The following is a 24791-nucleotide window of genomic DNA, read 5'->3' on the forward strand; positions in this document are numbered from 1 at the left end:
CGCGTCAGGAGGCCTGGCGTGCCAGCGGAACCGGTGCGGAGAGCACCGAGACGGCGTGCGCGGCCGACGCCAGGGTGGTGTGCCGGTTCCAGCCGCCGTAGGAGCGTCCGACGTAGTCGCGGATGCCGACGTGGGAGGTCACCTCGTCGAAGTCCCGGTCGACCCGCCGGGCACAGTCGCTGAAGCGCAGGACCGCGGCGGCCGGATGCGGCAGGTCGGTCAGCCACATCTCGGCCGGCTCGCGCCGGCCCGGAGCGCTGACCCCGACCAGCGACAGCGGTGCCCCGCCCGGCCCCGCACCGGGCACCCGCACCCCGACTGCGGCGACCAGAGCGGTCCTGCGGACCGCGGGCAGCGACCGCGAGACGGTCTCCAGGCGGGCCATGGGCCGGAACAGCGCCCGCGCCGCCTGCATGATCTCCGGAGCGGTCAGCCGGCGCGAGCCGTGCCCGGTCAGTGCCGGGTCGCGCACCGTGAGCGGGAGTTCGCCGTGCACCCGGACCATCGCGGGGAACCCCATGGCACGCAGCCCGTGGACCGTGGCGACGGGATCGGCCTCCTCGATGTCGACGACCACCGGCTGCGACGGCAGCTCCCAGGCGGCCAGGCTCTCCCGGCAGGCCGTCAGCACGCAGTCCCCGAGGGTCTCGGGCCCCACCTCGCACGGAATCGACGCCTGGTTGCGGCGCAGCCCGTCCTTGATCCACGTCTGCGGCAGGTACAGCCGCCAGTTGAACGGCGCCGTCATGGTGTCGGCGACGCCCCAGACACCGACGGCGCGCTGGGCGTTGAGCGCCTGCCCCTCGTCGACCGAGAAGTAGCGGCTGACCCCGACCGAGTGACGTCCCACCTTCGGGATCGTCATGAGGCGGGCGACATAGGCCTGCGGCGGCGCCAGACGCGTCAGGTACTCGGCCAGGGAGCGGCGCACCGGGAACCAGTCCCAGGTGGAGCTGCAGATGAAGTGGTGCAGACTCTGGCCGGTGCTGCTGCCCTTCGGCGCTGCCATGTTCCGGATGGACTTCCGGCCGCGGGTGGAGAGCAGCCCGTGGATGTACTCCATGCCCCGCCGCCGCTGGTCGCTGCGGCGCAGTGTCGCGAAGAGCTCCGTGCCCAGGTCCTCGAGCGCATCCCCGAGCACCGCTTCGGGACGAATGAGAGCAGTACTCATGTGACTCCTCGGTCGTTTCCTTTCACGCCGTGCGGTCCGCTCAATTCCGCCGTGCGGCCGGATGAATTCACGCCGTGCGGTCCGCTCCACATTAGGAATCGGAGGCAGCCCTAATGAATGACAAGGGCCTGGCAAGGTTCAGCGGTTGGGGTGGCTGCGGTACATGACTGCTTCGAGCCCGAGCCCACTGATGCGGTTGACCGGGGACGCACCTGAACAGCACAGTCGGCTACGGGAGTCGAACCACGCAGCGGAGACGGGTGAAAATGGGACGCAAGAAGAAAGTCATCCTCGCTGAACCGCGCAGTTTCTGCGCCGGTGTACGCCGAGCGATATCGATTATCGAACTCGCGCTGGAACGCCATGGCGCTCCGCTTTATGTGCGCAAGGAAATCGTGCACAACCACTACGTGGTGCGGCAGCTGGAGCGGCGCGGTGTGCGGTTCGTGGATTCCGAGGAGGACGTGCCCGAGGGCGCGGTGTGCGTGTTCTCCGCACACGGCGTCTCCCCCCAGGTGCGCAGCAACGCGCGGGCCCGCCGGCTGGAGGTGATCGACGCGACCTGCCCGCTGGTGTCCAAGGTGCACCAGGAGGCCAAACGCTTCGCCCGGGAGGAGCGCACGCTGCTGCTGGTGGGGCACGCCGGGCACGAGGAGGTCGAGGGCACCTTCGGGCACGCGCCCGACCGGACGCTGATCGTGGAGAACGTGGAGGACGCCGAACGGCTGGACCTGCCGGCCGACACCCCGGTGGCCTACCTCACCCAGACGACGCTGTCGGTGGACGAGACCCGCGACATCCTCGAGGTGCTGCGCCGCCGCTTCACCGATCTGCGGGGCCCGGGCACCGACGACATCTGTTTCGCGAGCCAGAACCGCCAGGACGCGGTCAAGCAGGTCGTGCCGCGCTCCGATCTCATGCTCGTGGTCGGCTCCCGGAACTCCAGCAACTCGCTCCGGATGGTCGAGGTGGCCCGCCGCCTCGGTGTTCCCGCCCACCTTGTACCGGATGTCACGGAATTCGACGAGAACTGGCTGGAGGGAGTGTCGGTGGTGGGCCTGAGCGCGGGCGCGAGCGCCCCGGAGATCCTCGTCGACCAGGTTCTGGAACGGCTCGCGGACTTCGGTTACCGCGATATCGAGATCGAGCAGGTGGCGCAGGAGGACGTGGTCTTCCATCCGCCGACGCACCTCATCGACACGGCCAAGGCCGGCTGACCGGCCGGACAGGAGAGGGAGCAAAATGACGACCGCGGTGACAGACCGGCTCTCGGTGCGCAGCACACGCGCGGAGGTGCTGCGCAGGGCGGAGCGACGTCTTGGCGAGCTCCTCGCGGACGAACGTGCCCGCTGGAGCGGTGTCGACGAGCGGGGCGCGGTTCCCGTGGACACGGTGACCTCTCTGGTCGACGCCGGCGGCAAGCGGCTGCGCCCCGCCTTCTGCGTGACCGGATACCTGGCCGCCGGAGGCGACCCCGACGACCCGATGGTGGCGGACGCCGCCTCCGGCATCGAACTGATCCACACCGGCGCGCTGCTCCACGACGACGTGCTCGACGCCTCCGACACCCGGCGCGGCGCCCCCGCCGCGCACGTCAGACACGCCACGGTCCACGCGGAGCGTGGCTGGCGGGGCGAGTCGCGCCGTTACGGCGAGGGCGTGGCCCTGATCTCCGGGGTGCTGGCCATGCTCTACGCCGACCGCCTCACCCGGAACCTGCCGCCCGCGGCCCGCGACGTGTGGGGCGAGATGGTCACCGAGATCCAGATCGGCCAGCATCTGGACGTGGCCGTGGCCGCGGAGGGCGTGATCGCGCCGGAGCTGTCGCGCTGGATCGCCATCTGCAAGTCCGGCCGCTACAGCATCACGCGCCCGCTGCTGCTGGGGGCCGCGCTCGCCGGACGGCCCGACCTGACGACCGCGTTCGAGGAGTACGGCGAGTGCCTCGGGCTCGCCTTCCAGTTGCGCGACGACCTCATCGGCGCGTTCGGCGACAGCACGGTCGCCGGCAAGCCGGTCGGACTCGACCTGGAACAGCACAAGATGACGCTGCTGCTGGCCGAAGCCGCGGAGCGGGACCAGCAGGTGCGCTGCCTGGTCAATCGCCCCGAATGGGACACCACCGCGCTGCTGGACCTCCTCGGCGAGAGCAGGACCCGTATCGAAGAGCGCATCGACGCGCTCGTGGAACGCGCCGGCGTGGCCCTCGACCAGGCCGCGATCGAACCGGTGTGGCGAGACGAACTGAGCGAGATGGCCCTCGAAGTCGCCTATCGAAACCGGTGATCGCATGTCCTTGCTGGAGACCGTGCACGGCCCGGAGCGCCTCCGGGAACTGAGCGCGCGGGAACTGGACGTTCTTGCCGCGGAGATCCGCACCTTCCTCGTCGACCGGGTCTGCGTGACCGGCGGGCACCTCGGCCCCAACCTGGGCGTGGTGGAACTGACCCTCGCCCTGCACCGGGTCTTCGACTCGCCCCGCGACCGGCTGCTGTGGGACACGGGGCACCAGTCGTACGTGCACAAGATCGTCACCGGCCGGGCGGCCGGCTTCGACCGGCTGCGCCAGGAGGGCGGTCTGTCGGGTTACCCGAACCCGGCGGAGTCCGAGCACGACCTGGTGGAGAACTCCCACGCCTCCACGGCGCTGTCGTACGCCGACGGCCTGGCGCGCGCCGACGCCCATCAGGGCCGCACCGACCGGGCCGTGGTCGCCGTCATCGGCGACGGGGCGATGACCGGCGGCATGGCGTGGGAGGCCATGAACAACATCGCGGGCGGCCCGGACCGGCCGTTGGTCATCGTGCTCAACGACAACCAGCGCTCCTACGCGCTCACCCAGGGCGGGTTCGCCGACCACCTGGGGGAGCTGCGCAACGGTCAGCCCGGGCCGCCCGGTCTGTTCGAGCAGCTGGGGCTGGCCTACCTCGGCCCGGTCGACGGGCACGACGTGACGGCGCTGGAGGAGGCGCTGCGGCGCGCGCGGGTCCTGCGCAGGCCCGTCGTCGTCCACGTGGTGACCGAGAAGGGCCACGGGTTCGCGGTGACGGAGCAGAACGAACTGGACCGGGGTCATGCCATCAAGCCGATGGACCCCGAGACGGGCCGGCCGCTGAAGGGCTCCGCCGGGCCGTCGTTCACGTCCGTCTTCGGGCGCGAACTCGTCCGCATCGCCGAGCGCCGTCCGGACGTCGTGGCGATCACGGCGGCCATGCTGGAGCCGACCGGTCTGCTGCCGATGCAGGAGCGGTTCCCCCAGCGGGTCATCGACGTGGGCATCGCGGAGCAGCACGCGGTCACCATGGCCGCGGGCATGTCCCTGGGCGGCGTCCACCCGGTCGTCGCCATCTACTCCACCTTCGTCAACCGCGCCTTCGACCAGTTGCTGATGGACGTGGCACTGCACCGCAGAGCGGTGACATTCGTCCTCGACCGCTCCGGCGTCACCGGCGACGACGGCCCGAGCCACAACGGCATGTGGGACATGTCGGTCCTTCAGGTGGTGCCCGGGCTGCGGATCGCCGCCCCACGCGACGGCGCCCGGCTTGCCGAACTGCTCGGGGAGGCCGTCGAGTGGGAGGAGGGCCCGACCCTGGTGCGCTTCCCCAAGGGGCCGACGGGTGACGACATACCCGCGAAGATCACGTTCGCCGGCACCGACGTGCTGCACCGGGCCGGGCCGCTCGATGTGCTGATCGTCTCGGTGGGCGCGCTGGCCCGGGTGGCGTTGCAGGTGGCGGAGGTGCTGTGGGCGCAGGGCATCGGCGCGACGGTGGTCGACCCGCGGTGGGTGACGCCGGTCAATCCGACGCTCGCCGACATGGCGCGCCGGCACCGCCTGGCCATCACCGTCGAGGACAACAGCCGTATGTGCGGCGTGGGCTCGGCCATCGCCCAGTTCCTGCGCGACGAAGGGGTGCGCACTCCGCTGCGGGAGTTCGGCATTCCCCGGCGCTTCCTCCAGCACGGCAGCCGCGCCGAGGTGCTCTCGGGCTGCGGACTGACCGCGCAGGAGATCGCCAGGGCCGTGGTGGAGGAGATCAGTGAACCGGCGGAGAACCGGATCGACGCCCCGGTGATCGACTTCGAGCGGGAGATGGCCCGCCTCATCGAACGGGAACGCGGAGGAGAGACACGATGACGACGGTTGGTCTCGGAATGCCCGCTGTCAGGCCGGGGGCCGATCTGCCGCCGCTGGCCCGGCGGCGCACGTCCCGCCGGATCATGGTGGGGTCGGTACCGGTCGGCGGCGACGCGCCGGTGTCGGTGCAGTCGATGACGACGACCGTGACCGCGGACGTCAACGCCACGCTCCAGCAGATCGCCGAACTGACCGCGGCCGGCTGCCAGATCGTCCGGGTCGCCGTCCCCTCGGCCGACGACGTGCAGGCGCTGCCCGCCATCGCCAGGAAGTCGCCGATCCCGGTGATCGCCGACATCCACTTCCAGCCCAAGTACGTGTTCGCGGCCATCGACGCCGGGTGCGCCGCCGTTCGCGTCAACCCGGGGAACATCAAGAAGTTCGACGACCGGGTGGGGGAGATCGCCAAGGAGGCGGCGAACGCCGGCATCCCGATCCGGATCGGCGTCAACGCCGGTTCGCTGGACCGCCGGCTGCTCGAGAAGTACGGCAGGGCCACCCCGGAGGCGCTGGTCGAGTCGGCGCTGTGGGAGTGCTCCCTGTTCGAGGAGCACGGCTTCCGCGACATCAAGATCTCCGTGAAGCACAACGACCCCGTGGTCATGATCGCCGCCTACCGGCTGCTCGCGCAGCGCTGCGACTACCCCCTGCACCTCGGCGTGACGGAGGCCGGACCGGCCTTCCAGGGCACAATCAAGTCCGCGGTGGCGTTCGGGGCGCTGCTGTCGGAGGGGATCGGCGACACCATCCGGGTCTCCCTGTCGGCGCCGCCGGTGGAGGAGGTCAAGGTCGGCACGCAGATCCTGGAGGCGCTGGCCCTGCGCGAGCGCGGGCTGGACATCGTCTCCTGCCCCTCCTGCGGGCGGGCCCAGGTGGATGTGCACACCCTGGCGGAGAAGGTCTCCGCCGCGCTGGAGGGGTTCCCCGCCGCGCTGCGGGTCGCCGTCATGGGGTGTGTGGTGAACGGGCCGGGCGAGGCCAGGGAGGCCGACCTCGGTGTGGCGTCCGGCAACGGCAAGGGGCAGATCTTCGTGAAGGGGGAGGTGATCAAGACCGTTCCGGAGTCTCTCATCGTCGAGACGCTGGTGGAGGAGGCCGTACGGATCGCCGAGGAGCAGGGCACGTCGGCCGACGGGCCGGGCCCGGTGATCGTCACGCCGTCCTGACCCTCTCCCTGCTCCGCCCCGACGACGGCCCGCGGGTTGCCCGCGGGTCGTCGTGCTGCGCCCGGGGAGTTGACATTCTCCACCGCCGCCCGGGGAGGTTTTGCGCCAACCGGCCGTGTGCGCATGGGTCCTCGACGAAGCCCCGTCGGAGGAGTCGGGAGGCCCGACGAAAGCGAACAAACAGGATACCGAGGGTGCTCACGAGCCCCCGAACAAGCGCCGGGTCGCAGGCGAGGCGCGCGGTGGGCACCTCGACATGGCCGGATCGATTCGCTCAAGATATCGATGGAACTACCTTGGCATTGTCCGGAACAGGATGAAACGGGGGTGACTGCACGTGGCGTCGACGGAAGTCGCACGCGGCCACGGACCGGAGTTCCCGCGCCCGGCAAGCTGAGGAGGAACCTTTCGGCTCCTCCGGCCGTGGCGCGTTCCGTCCCGGCGCCTCGCGATGCCGACGCCCGGCCGGCTCTCCGCTGCCCTCCCGCGCCGGCCCACCGCGCACGGCACGGCACGGCGCTGCAACGCCCCGGCTCGTCCTGCGCACGGGCTTGCCCACGAGCAAGCGGGATCGATTCATCACGTGTGTCCGTTGATCCATGGGGGCTGCCTATGTACCCGATCAGTTCGAGCACCACCATCAGTGACGAGCTCAGCGCCGGCGGACCGGGGGTGCTCACCGTCGCGGGCCACGGGCTCGTGGGCCGGCAGGAGGAGCGGGCCGAACTGCGCGGACTCCTCGGAGAGGCGGCCGTCCACGTCGTCACCGTCACCGGTCCGGCCGGTGTCGGCAAGAGCAGACTCGCCGCGGCGGCCTTCGCCGACGTCGTCGGCTCCTTCGAGGACGGCGGATGGGCCGTGGATCTGAACGACGTCCGCCCGGGCCAGGACCCCGAGACCGTGCTCGCCGAGACCCTCGGCCTGGACACCGGCACGGACCGGCCCGTGCACACGCTCCTGCGTGAGTACCTCCAGTCCCGCCGGTGCCTGCTCCTCCTGGACGGCTGCGACCGCATGCGTGCCGCGCTCGTACCGGTCGTCACCCGCCTCGTCAACGACTGCCCCCGGCTCACCGTCCTGATGACCGGGATCGAGCGGCTCGGCGTCTACGGCGAGGTGCTGCTGCGCCTCGGCCCGCTGGAGCTGCCCCCGGCCGACGGGGAACCCGGCCTGGCGGAGCTGCGGGAGATCCCCTCCGTCAAGCTGTTCGTGGAACGCACCGCCGTCAGCCGCCCCAACTTCGCGCTGACCGAGCACAACCGCGACGCGGTCGTCCGGCTGTGCCGGCGGACCGACGGCCTGCCCATGGCGATCGAGTTCGCCGCGTCCCGCATGAAGATGCTCTCGCCGCAGCGGCTCCTGGACGAACTGGACACCGGCCTCGACGCCCTGTCCGGGACCGAGTTCGACACCTTGTCCCGGCACCGCGCCATGAGCGCGGCCATCGCCCGTCAGCTCGAAGCTCTGGACAAGCACGAACGTGCCCTGCTGAGGCGGCTCGCCGTGTTCCACCGGGCCTTCGACCTGCCCACCGCCCAGGCCATGTGGCCGGGCGACGTCACCGAACTCCAGCGGCTGCTGGAGATGTTCGTCGACAAGAGCCTGCTGCGCACCGACGAGTGCGCGGACGGCGAACTCATCATCTCGATGCTCGGCCTCACCAGACAGTTCCTGCTGGAGGAGGCGCACACCCTGGGGGAGAGCGACGAACTCGCCACGGCCCACGCCACGTTCTGCGCCGACCTCGCCGAGAGCGCCGAGAGCGGGCTGCGCGGCCCCGAGCAGAGCCGGTGGCTGCTCCTGATCGACTACTGGCGGCAGGACCTCATCGGCGCCCTGGACTTCCTCGCCCGGTCCGGCGACACGGCGGGCGTGGTCAGGATCGCCGCGAGCCTGCACGAGTACTGGCAGGCCCGCGGGGAGGTCAGGGAGGGCATCACGCGGCTGCGCTCCGGACTCGACGCCGGGAACGGCCTCACCCTGCGCCAGCAGGCCACCGCGCGTCTGTCGCTGGCGGAACTCCTGATGAGCGCCTGTGAGATGACCGCGGCCGAGGAGTGCCTTGCCGAGGCCCGGGCCGCGTTCGAGGAACTGGGCGACCATGCCGCGGTGGCCGCCTGCGTGCGTGGGGCCGGGCTCGTCGCGCTCCAGCGCGGGGACCTGGCCGAGGCCGACCGCCGCCTCGAGGACTGTGTGGCCGCCACCGCGGGGGGTGACGGCGCCGAACACGCCGAGGTGCTGCGTATCCTCGCGGAGGTCCGCCGTGCCGAGGGCGACGCCGCCGGCGCCCGCCGGCTCGCCGAGGACGCGCTGGCCTTCTTCGAGCAGCAGCGGGACGTGCGCAGCATCGCGCTCACCCGCCTCGTCCTGGGCGACGTGGCCTTCGCCCTGGGCGACCAGGACCGTGCCCTCGACCTGTACCGGTCCGCCCTCCAGGGCATCGCCGGGTTGAAGCACCTGGCGCTGTGCGCGCTGGGCCTGGAGAAGTTCACGCTCCTGCTGACCCGCTGCCGCGGCCAGTCGATGGAGACCTGGCGCCGGGCGGCACGCGCCCTGGGCGCCGCCGCGGGCATCCGGGCCGCCACCGGCTGCGTCGCGCCCGGGCCCGTGCGCATGGAGGTGGACGCCGTCGCCGCACTCACCCGGGTGCGCCTGGGCGACGACGAGGCCGCGGAGCTGGCGGCCGTGGGCCGGAAGTCGCAGCCGGACGCCGCCGTCGCCGCCGTGCTGACCCCCTCGGACGGCGTCGAGCCGGACCCCGACGCACCGGACGGCGCCGTCAACCCGCTCACCCCTCGGGAGCGCGAGGTCGCCGAACTGGTGGCGAACGGCCTCACCAACCGGGAGATCGCCCGCCGGCTGGGCATCGCCGAGTGGACCGCCGTGAACCACGTACGCAAGATCATGCGCAAGCTGGCGTGCACGTCGCGCGTCCAGGTCGCCAGCTGGATGTCCAAGCACAACTCCGGGCGCCGGGATCGGCCGTCACCCGCACGGCCCGCCGACGCACGGGTCTTCGGGGCCTGAGGCCCGTCGTCCGGACCGGGCCGCGGCACACCGACGCTGCCGGCCGATGCCGGTCGGCGACCACGCGGCGGTGTGCGTGCCGGACCCGCGCCCGCGGCGTGCTCCCGACGACAGGCCCCGCTCTCCGTCCGGCCGCTGCCGCCGGCCGCGCGGTCCGCGCACGAAAGGCGGGGCCCGGCAGGCTCGGCGGCGGCGGACGCCACCGCGTCGCGTACCGGGCCCCGCGCGCTCAGGACCAGTGGTGTGCCACGTTGAACAGCAGCACGCAGGCGACGGTCGTCCGGAAGACCACCACGCCGCGGCTGCGCGCCAGCAGCGCGTGACCGTCGCGCAGGAACGAGCCGTACTGGCGCAGCCGCAGCGCCATGAGCGGCACGGTCGCCAGCACGAACCAGCCGGGTATCCAGCCCGCCGCCCACGGGCCAAGGATCACCAGGATGTTCAGCGCCGTCAGCGCCCCCAGGAACACCTTGTTGCCGCGCTCGGAGGCCATCACCGCGACGGTGCGCCGGCCGACCGCCGCGTCGCCGCTGATGTCCTGGGTGTTGGAGTAACCCGATATCAGCAGCTGCCCGAATCCGAACAGCAGAGCCTCCACCAGGACCAGGGCGGGCAGTTCCCCGACGGTCAGGGAGTAGGGGGACAGCACGAACGCCGTGGCCGAGAAGAGCAGCAGCGCCTCTCCCAGCCCGACGTAGCTCAGCTTCAGCCCCCAGGAGTACTGCACGCTGAAGACGAGGAGCAGCGTGGTGACCACGGCGCCCCACACCGGGACGTGGGGTGCGACGACCACGGCCACCAGCCACCACAGGGCACCCCAGCCCAGGGCGACGTACCCGAACCGCTGCGCCTGGTGCACGGTGAGCTCGCCGGTGAGCAACGGCTTGCGCTTGAGCGGACGCAGTTCGGTGTTGCCGTCGGAGAGGTAGTTCGCCGTGTCGCTGCCGTCCTTGACGCCGGTCACGTCGTCCAGCGTCATCACCGCGGACAGCACGCCCACCTTCCCCAGCGCGAACACCAGCAGTGTCAGGAGTACGGGCCCGTCGAAGCGGGTGTCCGGCTCCATGGCCGTCCACACGATGAGCAGGGCGAGGAAGAAGTCGAGGACGAACTGGAACTTGACCAGCCTGGCGTACCGCCCCAGTCGCGGCGAAACGCCCGTTCCGGTGGCTACTTGCGTACCCGCAGCCGCCATGAAGTGAGTCCTTACTGTCGGGCCGGGGACGCCCCTCAGAGCGTCACCGCGGCGGTGTTGAGGCAGGCGAGCAGTGTTCGCGCCTGCACGTTGACGTAATGGCTGTGCCGCACGAGGGAGTTGAGCTGCCCGGGCGTGACCCAGCAGTACCCGGGAGGCGGTTGCGTCGGTGCCTGCGACTCGTCCGCCTCGACGATCAGGTAACGGCTCTGTGCGTGGTGGAAGCGACCGCCCTCCTCGGAGTGCACGGCCTCGTAGCGGATCTGCTTGTCGTCGGCGCCGAGCACCAGGTCCAGGAACGGGGGGCGCTGTGCGGGGTCGAGATGGCGGTGGTTCTCCGGTGTGCACTGCACCGTCGGGGCCAGCTCCAGCGTGTCCAGCAGCCCACCTTCGGGGAGGGCCTGCGCGAGCAGGTGCGGGACGCCGCCGAAACGACGGGTCACGAACGCGGTGACCCCGAGTCCGAGCGGCTCGATCAACGGCTGGGTCCACTGCGCCACCTCCCGGTTGGCGGCCTCCACGGCGACCGCCATCACTCGGAAGTAGCGTTCCGGCACATGTTCGATGGACCAGTCGCCGCGCACCCAGTCCGTCACCTCGGCGAGCGGAACCGACCGCACCCGGCGGTCATGTCGGGAGCGTTCGGCGGTGATCCAGGAGAGCAGTCCCAGGTCCGAATGCAGGGCCCTGGGCTCGGCCGGCTGCGCGGGCGCGCAGGCCAGGACGGTACGCGCGTCCATGTTCACCACGTTGTCCAGACGGAGCAGCGCGCCGATCTGCCCGAGGGTGAGCCAGCAGAATCCCTCCTCCAGCGGAACGTCGCCCTCGGCCTCCACCACCATGTTGCGGTTGGCCTTCCGCAGGAACCACGAGCCGTGCTCCGACTGCAGCACATCGGAGATCACCCGCTCCGGCGGCACGTTCACGAAGTACTCGAGGTACTTCACGTCCGCGCCCCGGTGCACCTTGGTGTAGTTGCTGCGGGTCGCCTGTACGGTCGGCGACAACTGGAGCAGGTTGGGGTTGCCCGGCTCCATCTTGGCCTGCATCAGGAAGTGCAGGACACCGTCGAACTCCTTGGCCAGGATGCCGAGGATGCCGACCTCCGGCTGGTTGATGATCGGCTGGCGCCACTCGGGGACCGGGTTCTCGGGGTGGGCGACGTGGATGCCCTCGATCGAGAAGAACCGGCCGCTGCGGTGCACGAGGTTGCCCGTACCCGGCGCGAAGGACCAGCCGTCGAGGCCGGCGAACGGGATGCGCTCCACCCGGAACCTGTGGGTCCGGGCGTGCTCGTCCAGCCACGGTCCGACCTGCTCGGTGCGCGGGCCGCGGCCGTGCGGGGAGAGTGCCGAGCGGACCAGGCGGTCCGTGTCGGCCGTTTGGCCGTCGCGGTGCCGCGAGGCCGTCGTCGTCAGCGTGCTCATCGGTTCACCTCCGTTGCGGTGGCGCGCTTGATGTCCTTCCACCAGCCGGGGTGGTCCCGGTACCAGTCGACGGTCTCGCGCAGTCCCTGCTCGAACGGCACCCGCGGCTCGAAGCCCAGCTCCTCGCGGATCTTGGTGTCGTCGAGGGAATAGCGGTCGTCGTGCCCGAGCCGGTCGGCCACCCGGCGGATCGCGGAGGCATCGGCGCCGCACAGATCCAGCAGCCGGTGGGTGAGTTCCACGTTGGTCCGCTCGACGCCTCCCCCCACGTGGTAGATCTCCCCGGCCCGGCCCCCGGTGCGCACCATCTCCACGGCACGGCAGTGGTCGTCGACGTGCAGCCACTCGCGGACGTTGTGGCCGTCCCCGTACAGCGGCACGGGCTTGCCCTCCAGGAGGTTCGTGACGAACAGCGGGATGAGCTTCTCGGGGTGCTGGTACGGGCCGTAGTTGTTGCAGCAGCGCGTGATCGACACATCCATGCCGTAGGTGCGCCAGTACGAGCGGACCACGAGGTCGGAGGCGGCCTTGGACGCCGCGTACGGCGAGTTCGGCGCGAGCGTCGAGGTCTCGGTCCACGAGCCCGACGCGATCGACCCGTAGACCTCGTCGGTGGAGACGTGCACGATCCGCTCCACTCCGCACTCCCGCGCGCAGTCGAGCAGCACCTGGGTGCCCAGCACGTTGGTGCGGATGAAGTCGGCCGCCGCCGTCAGGGAGCGGTCGACGTGCGACTCGGCCGCGAAGTGCACGATCGAGTCGTGGCCGGGCAGCAGTTCGCGCAGCAGCCCGGCGTCGCAGATGTCGCCGTGGACGAACTCCAGACGCTCCGCGCCGATCGGCAGGTTGGCCCGGTTGCCGCTGTAGGTCAGTTTGTCGACGACGGTCACCCGGGCGCCGACGGCCTGCGGACAGCGGTCCTCGAGCAGGGCGCGCACGTAGTGCGAGCCGATGAAGCCGGCGCCTCCTGTCACCAGGATTCTCATGACGCGACCTCCACCCGGGAGTGGTCTCCGACGATCAGCCGGTGGCGGCGGGTGGCCGTCACCGAGGCGGTCCTGCCGATGAGCGAGCCGCTCAGTCCGCGCAGGTCCGACAGGGAGGACCCGTCCTGCACGATGGAGTCCTCCATGTGCGTGTGCCGCACCGTGCAGTCGCCGCCGATCGCGGTGTACCGCCCGATGTGGCTGTCCTCCACGACGCTCCCGGGACCGATGAAGGCCGGCCCCTCGATGCGGGAGCGCACCACCCGCGCGCCCGGCGCCAGCACCACCGGGCCGCACAGGTCGCTGGCGTCGTCCACCTCGCCGAGCCGCTGCGGGCTCAGTTCGTCGAGCAGCCTGCGATTGCATTCGAGGACGGCGTCGACGTTCCCGGTGTCGGCCCAGAAACCGAGGTATTCACTGGCCTTCACACAGGCCCCGTCCTCCACAAGCCACTGGATGGCGTCGGTGATCTCCAGCTCCCCCCGGGCGCTCGGCCGGATCCGGCCGACCGCGCGGTGAATGGCGGGCGTGAAGAAATAGACCCCGATCAGGGCGAGATCACTGCGGGGTGTGGCCGGCTTCTCGGCCAGCCGGGTCACCGTGGCCGACGTGTCGACCTCGGCGACCCCGAAAGCCCGCGGGTCGGCGACTTTCTGGACGACGATCTGGGCGTCGGGCCGTTGCGCGGCGAACGTGCGGGCGATCTCCGTGATTCCTTCCGGCAGCACATTGTCGCCGAGGTACATCAGGAAATCGTCGTCGCCCAGGAATTCCCGGGCGATCAGCACGCAATGGGCCAGTCCGAGCGGCTGGGCCTGCGGAATGTAGGTGATCCGGGCTCCGAACCGGGAGCCGTCGCCGATTACTTCGCGGATCTGGTCCGCCCGGGGGCCGACGACCACGCCTATATCGGAGATGCCCGCCGCCAGGATATTGTCGATGACATGTTCCAGGACCGCCTTGCCGGCGACCGGAATCAGCTGTTTCGGCGTGGAATAGGTGAGGGGCCGAAGCCGGGTTCCCATCCCGCCGGACAGTACTAGAGCCTTCACTTTGTCCTTCCGGATTGATTCTTCGGCCAATGGGTGATGTCCGTTGGGTTTTCCGGGAGTGCGTAAGTGAGGCTAACGGCGCCACTGCGGGCGCTCGTCGATATGTTCTTGGACTCTGTCATGTCCTGCTTGACGTGACAGAGTCTTCAATACCCGCCCTCGGCGGGGGTGCAATGCGGGTGAGCGCCCGCTAGGCCGGGGACTGCTGTGCGGCTTCCTCGGGACTCAGCGTCCCGCCCCGCTCGAAAGCGGCCGTGAAGCCGTCCTCGCCCAGCCGCGCACGGGCGCCCGCGGCGATCCGGTCCACGTCGTCGCGCTCGCCCTCGGGCAGGGGAGTGCCCACCCGGGCCCGGGCCGCGGCGGCCGCGCCGAGGAGGCACGCCGCCCGCTCGGCGCTGCCCGCCAGGAGTTCCGCGCCGGCCAGGCCCTCGAGGCCCAGGGCGACAGCGCGCGGATCACCCGATTCCCGCGCTGCCGCGAGGCCGTCCCGTTGCAACGCCTGGGCGGTGCGTACATCACCGCGCAGCTCCGCGATGAACCCCAGCTCGGCGAGGATCAGCGACGGCACGCCGGGCTGGTAGCCCATGCGCCGGTGCACGTCGAGCACGTTGCGCATGTGATGCTCGGCGGTGTCCAGATCGCCCTGCCGGCGGGCCCCCATCCCGAGCCCGATCTCGGCGAACTGCTCGCCGAAGTCGTCCGACTGCTCCACGGCGAGCCGCCTGGCCCGCTCGTGGTACTCCCCGGCCATCGCGTAGTCACGGGTCAGCAGGGAGATCCGGCCGAGACCCGAGAGGTGGAACGACACCTCGGGCCACAGCCCGAGATCCTCGGCCATGCGCAGCCCGTCCCGCAGGAGCCGCCCGGCCTGCCGGTAGTCGCCGACCACCTCCGCCAGGGTCTGCAGCGGCACCATGGCACGCAACTGCCCCCACCGGTCGCCCAGTTCGCGGAAGATCTCCAGGCTCTGCTCGCCGTACCTGCGCAGGGCGCCGAAGTCGCCGCGCAGCTTGGCGATGAAGGCCTGGCTGCTCAGCGCCGCCGCCGTGCCCCAGCGGTCCTCCAGTGAACGGAAGGTCATCAACGCCCGCTCGATCAGTTCCTCACTGGGCGCCAGGTCTCCGACGCCGTACAGGTTGGACCCCAGGAACCACTGGGCGTGCGCCTCGCCGGCCGGCTCGTCGAGCTCCTCGTAGGGGCGCAGCGCGGCACGGTACTCGGCCAGCGGGGCCTTGCTGCCGCCCAGGAGCAGCCTGGTTCCGCCCAGCCAGGCGGTCGCCTCGGCGACCGCCGGGGTGGCCGGGGCCCGCGGGACGAGGGACAGGGCCGTGGCCAGGTAGCGTTCCGCCTCGCGGTTGCGGCCCCGCAGGTGCCAATACCACGCCAGGGCGTTGACCAGCCGCAAGGCCCCCTCGCCGTCCTCGCTGCGCACGGCGCTCTCCAGCGCAGTGCGCAGGTTCGCCGTCTCGGCGTCGAGGCGGCGCAGCCACTCCCGCTGCCCGTGACCGCGCAGATGCGGCCTGGCGCGCTCGGCGAAGGAGGTGTAGTAGGCGCGGTGGCGCACCTGGAGGGCGTCGAGTTCACCGGACTCGCACAACTGCTCCAGGCAGTACGCCGTGACCGACTCCAGCAGCCGGTAACGCGGCCCCTCGACCCCGTCGGTCATGACGACCAGGGAGCAGTCCACCAGACGGGCCAGCAGGTCGAGGACCTCCGCGTGGTCCACGCCGGGACCCGCGCACAGCTCCTCCGCCGCCGCGAGGGAACAGCCGTCGGCGTGCACGGCCAGGCGGTGCAGGACGGCGCGCTCCTGCGTGCCGAGCAGGCCGCAGCTCCAGTCGATGACCGCGCGCAGCGTACGCTGACGCGCCGGGGCGTCCCGGGCCCCGGTGGCCAGGAGCGTGAACCGGTCGTCGAGGCGGGCGGCCAGCTCCTGCACGCCCAGCGCACGGACCCGGGTCGCCGCCATCTCCAGGGCGAGGGGAATGCCGTCGAGACGCCGGCAGACGGAGACCACGGGGCCGATGGTCTCCTCGCTCAGCCGGAAACGGGGAGCCGCGGCGCCCGCCCGCGCCGCGAACAGTTCCACGGCGCTGAACCGCAGCACGTCCTCTGAGGTCAGCCCCGCGACGGACTGCGGCAGGGACAGCGGAGGCACCTCCACGAGCTGCTCCCCGCTGACGCTCAGCGGGGTCTGACTGGTCGTCATGAGGTGCAGCCGGGGCGCCGCCTTCAGCAGCCGTGCCGCCAACTCGGCCACGGGCTCGACGACATGCTCGCAGTTGTCGAGGACCAGCAGGGTCCGCTCGTCGCCCAGGGCGCGCACCACCCGCGCGGTGGAGGACAGCGGGTCGCCGTCCGGGGCGGGGTGGGAGGTGATGTCGTCGCGTACGCCGAGCACTGCCTCGACCACCTGGTGCACCTCGGTGGCCGATGTGGGGGAGCGGTCGAGGGAGGCGAACTCCGCCAGCCGGACGCCACCGGGGAAGACAGGGCCGAGCTCGGCCGCGGTCGCCAGGGCGAGCCGGGTCTTGCCCACGCCGCCGGAGCCGGTCAGGGTCACCAGCCGGCGCCGGTCGACGAGTTCGCGCAGCCGCTCGACGAGCGCGTCCCGGCCGATGAGGTCGACGGGCGGGGCGGGCAGGTTCGTCGGCGGCCGGGCCGCTGTGGTGCTCGGCGACGGCACGGCTGCCAGCTCGGGGCTCTGCGTGAGGATGGCCCGGTGCAGCGCGGCCAGCTCGGGCGACGGGTCGACCCCTAACTCCTCGGCGAGCCGTTCGCGCAGTTCGGCGTAGCTGGTGAGGGCGGCGCTCTGCCGGCCCGCGAGATACAAAGCCCGGATGTGGGCCGTACGCAGCCGTTCGCGCAGCGGATGCAGGGCCACCAGGTCCGCCAGCTCGTCGGCGACCAGGGCGTGTTCGCCGAGCTGCAGCCTGGCCTCGGCCTGCTCCTCCAGCGCCGTCAGACGCTGTTCCTCGAGCCGGTCGGCCGCGGTCCGGGCGAACTCCTCGTCGACGAAGTCGGCGAACGCCGCACCCCGCCACAGGGCCAGCGCCTCGGTCAGCAGCTTCGTCCGGGTGCGGGGATCGGCGCTCCGGCGGGCGCGGGCCGTCAGGTCGGTGAAGCGGTCGGCGTCGACGGCACCGGACGGAACCTGAAGCTCGTATCCGGGAGCGCGGGAGACCACCAGGTCCCGGCCGCCGGGCGCGGCGTCCTCCAGGGCCCGGCGCAACTGCCACACCTTGTTCTGCAGCACACCCATGGGGTTGTTCGGCAGGTGCTCGCCCCACAGGTCGTCGATCAGCCGGTCCACGGACACGGGCCGGCCGCGGTGGACCAGCAAAGCGGTGAGCAGAGCTCGAACCTTCAACTCCGGCACCCGCACCGGCCGGCCCTGAGCCGTCCACACCGCAAGCGGACCGAGCACCCCGAAACGCATGTGATCACGCTAGCCGAAGGGGGCGGTCCGCGACAGGACGATCCCGTGTGAAGAGCGGCCGAGAGCGACCGAGAGCGGACCGGGACCGGACCGGGGGCGGTGTCGGGCACGGTGACAGCCGAGGAGCCGAGCACACGGAGGGAACCATGCCTGAGCCCAAGCTGCGGGTGTCCGTCATCATCGGCAGCGTCCGAAACGGCCGATTCGGTCCCACGGCGGCTCGTTGGATAGCCGACGAGGCCGCCAAGCGCGATGACCTCGCCGTCGACGTGATCGACCTGGCGAAAGTGTGGCTGCCCGAGGTGCTGCCGGCGGACGAGCACGCGGAGCGGCCCACCGCCGTCCAGGACCTGGCGCCGTGGCTGTCACGCGCCGACGCGTTCATCATCGTGACGCCGGAGTACAACCACAGCTTCCCCGCCTCGCTGAAGAACGCCATCGACTGGTACGTCGACGAGTGGAAGGCCAAGCCGGTCGCGTTCGTCTCCTACGGCGGCATCGCCGGCGGTCTGCGCGCCGTCGCCCACCTGCGGGACGTGTTCCCCGGGCTGCACTCGGTGACGGTCCGGGACTCCGTCGCCTTCCCCGAGTACTGGACGCGCTTCGACGACGAGGGCCGGCCGGTGAACGCGACGGAGTGCGAGACCGCCGCCAAGACGATGCTCGACCAGCTGACGTGGTGGGGACGCACGCTGCGCGACGCGCGGGCCGTGCGGCCCTATCCCGGCTGAAACTCCCACCACCGTCCCCGTGGTCCGCACCACATCGTCCCTACCCCTGGAAGGACACCCATGTCATCTCATGTCTCCCCGGCGGCGCCGGCGAAGGCAGGGACCCGCGAGTGGCTGGGGCTGGCCGTGCTCGCCCTGCCCACGCTGCTGCTGGCGCTCGACCAGAGCGTGCTGTTCCTCGCGCTTCCGCACCTGGCGGAGTCCCTGAACCCCACCGGCACGCAGACGCTGTGGATCATGGACATCTACGGCTTCATGATCGCCGGTTTCCTGGTCACCATGGGAACGCTCGGCGACCGCATCGGCCGGCGCAAGCTGCTGCTGATCGGCGCGGCGTTCGTCGGTGCCAGCTCGCTGCTGGCGGCCTACTCCACCAGCGCGGAGATGCTGATCGCCAGCCGGGCGCTGCTCGGTGTCGCCGCGGCCACGCTGATGCCCTCCACGCTCGCCCTGATCAGCAACATGTTCCAGGACCCGGGGCAGCGCGGCCGGGCCATCGCGGTGTGGGCCAGCTGCTTCATGGGGGGCACCGCGCTCGGCCCCATGATCGGCGGCGTGATGCTGGACCAGTTCTGGTGGGGCTCGGTCTTCCTGCTCGGCGTGCCCGTCATGATCACCCTGCTGGTCGCCGGTCCCGTCCTGCTGCCCGAGTACCGTGACCCCGACGCCGGCAGGCTGGACCTGTTCAGCGTCGCGCTGTCGCTGGCCACCATCCTGCCGATCATCTTCGGCCTCAAGGAGATCGCCCGCTACGGCTGGCAGCCGCTTCCCCTGCTGGTGATCGCGGCGGGCGTGGCCGTCGGCGCGGTGTTCGTCCGCCGCCAGACCCGGCTGGCGCACCCGCTGCTCGACCTGCGCCTGTTCCGCTCGGGCGCCTTCACCTCGTCGCTGCTCGTGCTGATGCTGGCGATGGCCACCATGGGCGGCAGCTACCTGTTCATCACCGGCTTCCTGCAGATGGTCGAGGGACTGTCGCCCACCGCCGCCGGCCTGTGGATGGTGCCCTCGGCGCTCGCCTCGATCGTGGCGGCGCTGATCGCTCCCGGCCTGACCAAGCGGCTGCCCATGGGAGTGGTGATCGGCAGCGGTCTCGCCCTGACGACCGTCGGCTACCTCCTGGTCGCGTTCGTCGACCCGGTGGGCGGACTCCCGCTGCTGATCACCGGCTTCGTGATCGCCTTCTTCGGCACCGGACCGATCGGCGCCCTGGGCACCAACCTCGTGGTCAGCTCCGCACCCCCGGAGAAGGGCGGATCCGCGGCCTCCCTGTCCGAGACGAGCGGCGAGTTCGGAGTGTCGCTCGGCGTGGCGGCGTTCGGCAGCCTGGGCACCGCGCTCTACCGCGGTGACATCACCGTCCCGCAGGGAGTGCCCGCCGAGCACGCCGAGACGGTGCGCGGCGGCATGGAGGGCGCGATCGTCGCCGCCCAGGAGCTTCCCGCGGACCTGCGCGACCAGGTGCTGGCCGCGGCGCGCGAGGCGTACACCGCCGGGCTCAACGTCGTCGGCGTCGTCTGCGCCACGCTCATCGCCGTCACGGCGGTGCTCGCCGTGACCCTGCTGCGCAAGGTGGGCGGCACCCCGCCCGCGCAGGACGATCCGGCCGCCTCGCACGAGGAGTCGGTCCCGGCACGTTCCTGACCGGAACGCCCCACAGCGCGGTCCCTTTCGCCACGCCGGCGAAGGGACCGCGCTTTTTCCCTTCCGGCGCCACCGGCGGACCTGACACATGAAGCGGCCCCTTCATGGACCCCCTCCACGGCCGTGGACAGCATGGTCATGTGCGTTCGCACGGGCCGGCGCGACAAGCCGCCCGCCCACGAAATGCAAAGGGGTCCGTTCATGGTCCAATGCCGAATCTGCGGTGGCCCGGTCGATGAGTTCATCGACTTCGGCCGGCAACCGGTATCCGATTCCTTCGTGACACCCGAGACGGCGGGCAGCGAGTTCTTTTTCCGGCTGGCCGCGGGCGTCTGCACCGAATGCACCATGGTGCAGCTCATCGAAGAGGTGCCCCGCGAGAAGATGTTCCACGAGGACTACCCCTACCGTTCCGCCGGTTCGGTGGTCATGCGCGAGCACTTCGAGAAGTACGCGAACCAGCTGCTGGGCAGCGAACTCACCGGCGACGCTCCCTTCGTGGTGGAGATCGGCTCCAACGACGGGACGATGCTCAAGACCATCGGCCGGGCCGGCGTGCGCCACCTCGGCGTCGACCCCTCGGCGCAGGTCGCCGAGTTCGCCAAGGCGCAGGGCGTGCGGGTGCGCACGGACTTCTTCCAGGAGGCCAGCGCACGGGAGATCGCCGAAGACGACGGTCCGGCCGACGTGATCTTCTCCGCCAACACCGTCAGCCACATCGCCTACATCGACTCGGTGTTCCGGGGCGTGGACGCGCTCCTCGGCCCCGACGGCATCTTCGTGATCGAGGACCGCTACCTCGGCTCGATCATCGCCCAGAACGCGTTCGACCAGATCTACGACGAGCACTTCTACCTCTTCTCGGTCACCTCCGTGCAGGCCATGGCCCGGCGCTACGGCCTCGAACTGGCGGACGTCCAGCCGCTGTCCGTGCACGGCGGATCGATGCGGTACACCATCGCCCGCCCCGGGCGGCGGACCGTCTCCGCAGCCGTGACCGAGCACGTCGAGCGCGAACGCGAGGCGGGCCTGGCCCGGCCGGAGACCTACCACCGCTTCGCGGAGCACGCGCGGAACAGCTGCCGAGACCTCGTGCGGCTGCTCACCGAACTGCGCGAGCAGGGCCGCTCGGTGGTCGGCTACGGCGCCACCGCCAAGAGCGCCACCGTCCTCAACCACTGCGGGATCGGCCCCGACCTCGTTCCGTTCATCTGCGACAACACGCCGGCCAAGCAGGGCCGGCTCGCCCCGGGCGCCCACATCCCCGTCCGCCCGTCCGAGGAATTCTCCCGGCCGTACCCCGACTACGCCCTTCTCTTCGCCTGGAACCACGCCGAGGAAATCATGGCGAAGGAAAGGGAGTTCCGGGCGGCGGGCGGCAAATGGATCCTCTACGTGCCCGACGTCCACATCGTCTGAACGACCGCCAGGGACCGCGACACGGGGCACCGAGCCCCACCCCCCCCGATTCCAACCGGAAGGTGTCATGAAGAAGTACGCCGGCAAGAAGGCCGTGGTCACCGGTGGCACGCACGGCATCGGCATGGCCGTGGTCAAAAAGCTCCTGGAAGGCGGAGCGGAGGTGCTGCTCACCGGTCTCAACGAGAAGAACGTCGAGGCCGCCCGCGCCGAACTCGGTCCGCGCGCCCACGTGCTGCGCTCCGACGCGGCGAGCATGTCCGACATCGACGCGCTGGGCAAGGCGGTCGAGGAAACGCTGGGCCAGGTGGACTTCGTCTTCGTCAACGTCGGTTACCTGAAGTTCGGTTCCCTCAGCCAGGTCACCGAGGAAACCTACGACCGGATGTTCGACACCAACACCAAGGGGGCCTTCTTCACCGCGCAGCGGCTCGCGCCCCTGGTCAAGGACGGCGGTTCGTTCGTCTTCACCACCGCCGTCGCCGTCGGTATGGGCTTCGTCGCCACCAGCGTCGGCACCGGCATGAAGTCGGCGATCCGGGCCTTCTCCAAGGTCTTCGCCTCCGAGCTGCTGCCCCGCGGCATCCGCGTCAACACCATCAGCCCCGGCTTCACCGACACCCCCACGATGGGCATCGCCGAGATCTCCGACGAACTGCGTGCCGCCAACATCAAGGAGGGCATCGAGCTGACGCCCATGCGCCGCTTCGGCACCGCCGACGAGGCCGCCACAGCGGTGCTCTTCCTCGCCTTCGACGCCACCTTCACCACCGGCGTCGACCTGCCCGTCGACGGCGGCCTCGGCCAGGGCCTGGAGTGGCCGCACGACGAGATCGTCGAACACTGACCCGCCCGGACCAGCAGACAGAGGTGGAGCGATGACCAGTCGCACACAACGCACCAAGGTCGCGGTGATCGGCGGCGGCATGGCCGGCTGCGCCGCCGCCCGTCAACTGCTGCGCAGCGGCCGTGAGGTGGTCGTCTTCGAGACGGCGGACGGGCTCGGCGGCCGGGCCCGCTCCTGGCACCGCCCGGAGATCGAACCCGACGTCGGCATCAACCTGATGTACGTCAGCTTCTACAAGCTGATGACCCAGCTGATCAAGGAATACGGGCTTGAGGACGAGCTCGTCCGGATCTCCAGCAACGTCTGGATCTCCGACCACGGCAAGACCGTGCCGCTCTCCTCCGACTCGCCGCTCAGCCTGCTCACCTACAAGCACGTCGGCCTGCGCGACAGGGTCGCCTTCCTGCTGAGCACCCTCAAGCAGGTGGCCCGCAAGAAGCAGCTCGACCTGTTCGACCCGGTGAAGTCGGCCCCGTTCGACGACGGGACGACCGCCGCCGACTGGGGCTGCCGGCAGGTGTCCGAGCGCGGCTTCGACTTCCTGCTGCGCCCCCAGATCGAGGGCTTCTGGAACTTCGCCTGCGAGGAGATCTCCGCCGTCCACGCCCGTGCCCTGCTCGCCTGGATGGGCGGCTCCGGCTTCTACGTGCTGCGCGGCGGCATGGAGATCCTCGCCGAGAAGAACGCCGAGGGCGCCGACCTACGGCTGTCGCACGAGGTCACCGCGGTCCAGCCGGACGGCACGGGCCTCGTGGTCACCGCCGTGGGACCGGACGGCACCCCGGTCACCGAGAGCTTCGACGAGCTGGTCGTCGCCACGCCCGCGCCGATCGCCGCCAAACTCGTCGCCGCGCTGCCCACCCGGACCGTGGGCGAGGAGACCCGCCGGTTCCTGGAATCGCAGCGGTACGAGCCGGCCCTGTCGGTGTCCTACCTGGTCGACAAGGGCACACTGCCCGCCGAGGCGCACATCGTGGCCGGCGGCCCCGAGGACCCGCCCCTGCGCAACATGATCACCTATCCCCGCACCGTGCGGGATGATCACGGCCGGCCCGTCGAGAAACTCCTGGTGTTCGCCTACCCCGGCCGTGCCCACACCCGCCGCCTGCTGGGCCGCCCCACCGAGGAGCAGTTCGCCGAGGTGACGAAGTTGCTGCCGTCGCTGTGGCAGGACTTCCCGGTCACGAGCGCCGAGCCGTTCCAGATCGCGGAGCGGCCCTACGGGTTCCCCATCCCCGCCCCCGGCCGCTACCGCCGCTCCGTGCGCGTCCTGAAGGAGCAGCGGCCCCCGGTCGTCTTCGCAGGCGACTACTTCAACTCCCCCACGACGGAAGCCGCGATGCTCTCGGGAGTCCGGGCCGCCGCGGTGCTCACGAAGGCAGGTTGAGACCCCATGAAGGTCCTGTTCATCCCCGGAAACAGCCCTTACCCGATCTTCTCCCACACCCCCCTCGCCACCGCCGCGCGCAATGCCGGGCACCAGGTGTTCATGGGCGGCATCGACTGGGTGCTGCCCAACATCGCCAGTGTCGGCCTGCCCGCCGTGAAGATCTCCCCGGTGTCGATGGAGGAGGTCAGCGCCTTCATGGGCGCCATGCCCGACGATCCCGCCGAGCAGCTCAAGGCGGTCGGCCGGGTCTACGCCGAGATCGCCGTGGACAGCCTGGACCGCCTGCTGGACCTGGCCGACCACTGGCGGCCCGACCTCGTCGTCGGCGGTGGCATGTTCTACACGGCCCCGCTGCTCGCCGACCACCTGGGCATCCCCAGCGTGCGCCTGGAATGGGACCGCATCGACTCCCGCGCCTACGACCCGGGAGCCGAGCCCGTGCTCGCCCCTGTCCTCGCCGAACTGGGCCTGGACAAGGTCCCCGCCCCGGACCTGTGGCTCGACGTGTGCCCGCCCAGCCTGCGGCCCGAGGACGCGGTCCCCGCCAAGCTCATGCGCTGGGTGCCGGGCAACCCGCAAAAGCCCCTGGAGCCGTGGATGTACACCAAGGGCGACCGTCCCCGCGTCTACATCACCGCGGGCACCCGGCTGTTCAGCGGCGAGGGACTGCGCGACATGGCGCGCAGCGTCGGCAAGCTCGGCGCCGAGGTGGTCGTCGGCGCCCCCGAGGCCGTCGCCGCCGAACTGCGCGAGGAGGTGCCCGAGGTGCGCGTCGGCTGGGTGCCGCTGGACGTCCTCGCACCCACCTGTGACGTCATCATCCACCACGGGGGCGGCGGCACCGACATGACCGCCCTGAACGCCGGCGTGCCACAGCTGATCGCCCACCCCGAATACCCCACCAGCGCCACCCGGCGGATCGTCGAGTACGGGGCCGCCGCCCTGGTCGACTCCGGCGGCTACGAGGAGATCAACGCCGCCTGCGAGCTGCTGCTCAAGGACCCCTCGTACCGCGAGCGGGCACAGGCGATCTCCCGGGAGATGGCGCAGCTGCCGCCGGCCCACGAGATCGTCGGCGACCTGGAACGCCTGGTGGCCGACCGGGCCTGAGCCGGCCGCGCCGGGCCGGGCCCGGCCCGGCCCGGCGACACGAAAGGAG

The 24791-nt window shown here is 71.1% G+C and carries 17 protein-coding genes; 11 read left to right on the forward strand and 6 right to left on the reverse strand.

Annotated features, from left to right (window positions below):
* Positions 1–4 precede the first annotated feature (4 nt).
* Entirely contained in the window at positions 5–1171 is a 1167-nt protein-coding gene (locus ACFZDA_RS40605) for a transposase (protein WP_391091435.1), read from the reverse strand.
* 266 nt (positions 1172–1437) lie between these two features.
* On the opposite strand from ACFZDA_RS40605, the gene ispH reads away from it, so the two are divergent.
* The 5 genes from ispH (at position 1438) to ACFZDA_RS40630 (ending at position 9505) form a co-directional block, all read left to right on the forward strand.
* Positions 1438–2388: a 4-hydroxy-3-methylbut-2-enyl diphosphate reductase gene (gene ispH, locus ACFZDA_RS40610; protein WP_391091437.1), complete on the forward strand. Its 951-nt coding sequence runs from the start codon at positions 1438–1440 to the stop codon at positions 2386–2388.
* 25 nt (positions 2389–2413) lie between these two features.
* On the forward strand, positions 2414–3457 hold the full coding sequence (locus ACFZDA_RS40615) for a polyprenyl synthetase family protein (RefSeq protein ID WP_391091439.1): 1044 nt from the start codon (positions 2414–2416) through the stop codon (positions 3455–3457).
* A gap of 4 nt (positions 3458–3461) precedes the next feature.
* Complete coding sequence (locus tag ACFZDA_RS40620) at positions 3462–5312, forward strand: 1-deoxy-D-xylulose-5-phosphate synthase (RefSeq protein WP_391091441.1); 1851 nt, start codon at positions 3462–3464, stop codon at positions 5310–5312.
* Positions 5309–6478 carry a flavodoxin-dependent (E)-4-hydroxy-3-methylbut-2-enyl-diphosphate synthase gene (ispG, locus tag ACFZDA_RS40625; RefSeq protein WP_391091443.1) on the forward strand — a complete coding sequence of 390 codons (1170 nt, stop codon included), beginning with the start codon at positions 5309–5311 and terminating at the stop codon, positions 6476–6478. Before ACFZDA_RS40620 ends, ispG begins: the two co-directional genes overlap by 4 nt.
* A 612-nt stretch (positions 6479–7090) precedes the next feature.
* Positions 7091–9505: a LuxR C-terminal-related transcriptional regulator gene (locus ACFZDA_RS40630; protein WP_391091445.1), complete on the forward strand. Its 2415-nt coding sequence runs from the start codon at positions 7091–7093 to the stop codon at positions 9503–9505.
* A 229-nt stretch (positions 9506–9734) separates the two neighbouring features.
* On the opposite strand, the gene ACFZDA_RS40635 is transcribed toward ACFZDA_RS40630, so the two are convergent.
* From ACFZDA_RS40635 to ACFZDA_RS40655, 5 genes are all read right to left on the reverse strand, one after another.
* On the reverse strand, positions 9735–10700 hold the full coding sequence (locus ACFZDA_RS40635; protein ID WP_391091447.1) for a UbiA family prenyltransferase: 966 nt from the start codon (positions 10698–10700) through the stop codon (positions 9735–9737).
* Positions 10701–10735: 35 nt separating this feature from the next.
* Positions 10736–12127, reverse strand: coding sequence for an NDP-hexose 2,3-dehydratase family protein (locus ACFZDA_RS40640; protein ID WP_391091449.1), 1392 nt, complete (start codon positions 12125–12127; stop codon positions 10736–10738).
* Complete coding sequence (gene rfbB / locus ACFZDA_RS40645; protein WP_391091451.1) at positions 12124–13113, reverse strand: dTDP-glucose 4,6-dehydratase; 990 nt, start codon at positions 13111–13113, stop codon at positions 12124–12126. Before rfbB ends, ACFZDA_RS40640 begins: the two co-directional genes overlap by 4 nt.
* Entirely contained in the window at positions 13110–14165 is a 1056-nt protein-coding gene (locus ACFZDA_RS40650; RefSeq protein ID WP_391091475.1) for a glucose-1-phosphate thymidylyltransferase, read from the reverse strand. The genes rfbB and ACFZDA_RS40650 overlap by 4 nt, the downstream gene beginning before the upstream one ends.
* 190 nt (positions 14166–14355) lie before the next feature.
* A complete protein-coding gene (locus ACFZDA_RS40655) occupies positions 14356–17604 on the reverse strand; it encodes a BTAD domain-containing putative transcriptional regulator (RefSeq protein WP_391091453.1) in 3249 nt (1082 codons plus the stop codon).
* A 146-nt stretch (positions 17605–17750) separates the two neighbouring features.
* Between ACFZDA_RS40655 and ACFZDA_RS40660 the strand changes: the two genes are divergently transcribed.
* The 6 genes from ACFZDA_RS40660 (at position 17751) to ACFZDA_RS40685 (ending at position 24742) form a co-directional block, all read left to right on the forward strand.
* Positions 17751–18335 carry an NAD(P)H-dependent oxidoreductase gene (locus ACFZDA_RS40660; RefSeq protein WP_391091454.1) on the forward strand — a complete coding sequence of 195 codons (585 nt, stop codon included), beginning with the start codon at positions 17751–17753 and terminating at the stop codon, positions 18333–18335.
* A 60-nt stretch (positions 18336–18395) separates the two neighbouring features.
* Positions 18396–19976, forward strand: coding sequence for an MFS transporter (locus ACFZDA_RS40665; protein ID WP_391091455.1), 1581 nt, complete (start codon positions 18396–18398; stop codon positions 19974–19976).
* A 201-nt stretch (positions 19977–20177) separates the two neighbouring features.
* The gene (locus ACFZDA_RS40670; RefSeq protein WP_391091457.1) at positions 20178–21395 is read left to right on the forward strand and encodes a methyltransferase domain-containing protein; all 1218 of its coding nucleotides are present in this window, start codon (positions 20178–20180) and stop codon (positions 21393–21395) included.
* 67 nt (positions 21396–21462) lie between these two features.
* Positions 21463–22242: an SDR family oxidoreductase gene (locus tag ACFZDA_RS40675; protein ID WP_391091459.1), complete on the forward strand. Its 780-nt coding sequence runs from the start codon at positions 21463–21465 to the stop codon at positions 22240–22242.
* Positions 22243–22273: 31 nt separating this feature from the next.
* Positions 22274–23629, forward strand: a complete 1356-nt coding sequence (locus ACFZDA_RS40680; RefSeq protein ID WP_391091461.1) for an FAD-dependent oxidoreductase — start codon at positions 22274–22276, stop codon at positions 23627–23629.
* Between the two features lie 6 nt (positions 23630–23635).
* Positions 23636–24742 carry a nucleotide disphospho-sugar-binding domain-containing protein gene (locus tag ACFZDA_RS40685; RefSeq protein WP_391091463.1) on the forward strand — a complete coding sequence of 369 codons (1107 nt, stop codon included), beginning with the start codon at positions 23636–23638 and terminating at the stop codon, positions 24740–24742.
* Positions 24743–24791: the final 49 nt, after the last annotated feature.

It is taken from the genome of Streptomyces sp. NPDC007991 (assembly GCF_042958445.1).
Taxonomy (GTDB): domain Bacteria; phylum Actinomycetota; class Actinomycetes; order Streptomycetales; family Streptomycetaceae; genus Streptomyces.

What these genes read in the sequence shown, in the direction of transcription:
- ACFZDA_RS40675 (WP_391091459.1), top strand. Translation starts at nt 21,463, where the DNA reads ATGAAGAAGTACGCCGGCAAGAAGGCCGTGGTCACCGGTGGCACGCAC.
- ACFZDA_RS40635 (WP_391091447.1), bottom strand. Translation starts at nt 10,700, where the DNA reads ATGGCGGCTGCGGGTACGCAAGTAGCCACCGGAACGGGCGTTTCGCCG.
- ACFZDA_RS40640 (WP_391091449.1), bottom strand. Translation starts at nt 12,127, where the DNA reads ATGAGCACGCTGACGACGACGGCCTCGCGGCACCGCGACGGCCAAACG.
- ACFZDA_RS40620 (WP_391091441.1), top strand. Translation starts at nt 3,462, where the DNA reads ATGTCCTTGCTGGAGACCGTGCACGGCCCGGAGCGCCTCCGGGAACTG.
- ACFZDA_RS40680 (WP_391091461.1), top strand. Translation starts at nt 22,274, where the DNA reads ATGACCAGTCGCACACAACGCACCAAGGTCGCGGTGATCGGCGGCGGC.
- ACFZDA_RS40615 (WP_391091439.1), top strand. Translation starts at nt 2,414, where the DNA reads ATGACGACCGCGGTGACAGACCGGCTCTCGGTGCGCAGCACACGCGCG.
- ACFZDA_RS40630 (WP_391091445.1), top strand. Translation starts at nt 7,091, where the DNA reads ATGTACCCGATCAGTTCGAGCACCACCATCAGTGACGAGCTCAGCGCC.
- ACFZDA_RS40685 (WP_391091463.1), top strand. Translation starts at nt 23,636, where the DNA reads ATGAAGGTCCTGTTCATCCCCGGAAACAGCCCTTACCCGATCTTCTCC.
- ACFZDA_RS40660 (WP_391091454.1), top strand. Translation starts at nt 17,751, where the DNA reads ATGCCTGAGCCCAAGCTGCGGGTGTCCGTCATCATCGGCAGCGTCCGA.
- ACFZDA_RS40605 (WP_391091435.1), bottom strand. Translation starts at nt 1,171, where the DNA reads ATGAGTACTGCTCTCATTCGTCCCGAAGCGGTGCTCGGGGATGCGCTC.
- ACFZDA_RS40665 (WP_391091455.1), top strand. Translation starts at nt 18,396, where the DNA reads ATGTCATCTCATGTCTCCCCGGCGGCGCCGGCGAAGGCAGGGACCCGC.
- ACFZDA_RS40670 (WP_391091457.1), top strand. Translation starts at nt 20,178, where the DNA reads ATGGTCCAATGCCGAATCTGCGGTGGCCCGGTCGATGAGTTCATCGAC.
- ispH (WP_391091437.1), top strand. Translation starts at nt 1,438, where the DNA reads ATGGGACGCAAGAAGAAAGTCATCCTCGCTGAACCGCGCAGTTTCTGC.
- ispG (WP_391091443.1), top strand. Translation starts at nt 5,309, where the DNA reads ATGACGACGGTTGGTCTCGGAATGCCCGCTGTCAGGCCGGGGGCCGAT.
- rfbB (WP_391091451.1), bottom strand. Translation starts at nt 13,113, where the DNA reads ATGAGAATCCTGGTGACAGGAGGCGCCGGCTTCATCGGCTCGCACTAC.
- ACFZDA_RS40655 (WP_391091453.1), bottom strand. Translation starts at nt 17,604, where the DNA reads ATGCGTTTCGGGGTGCTCGGTCCGCTTGCGGTGTGGACGGCTCAGGGC.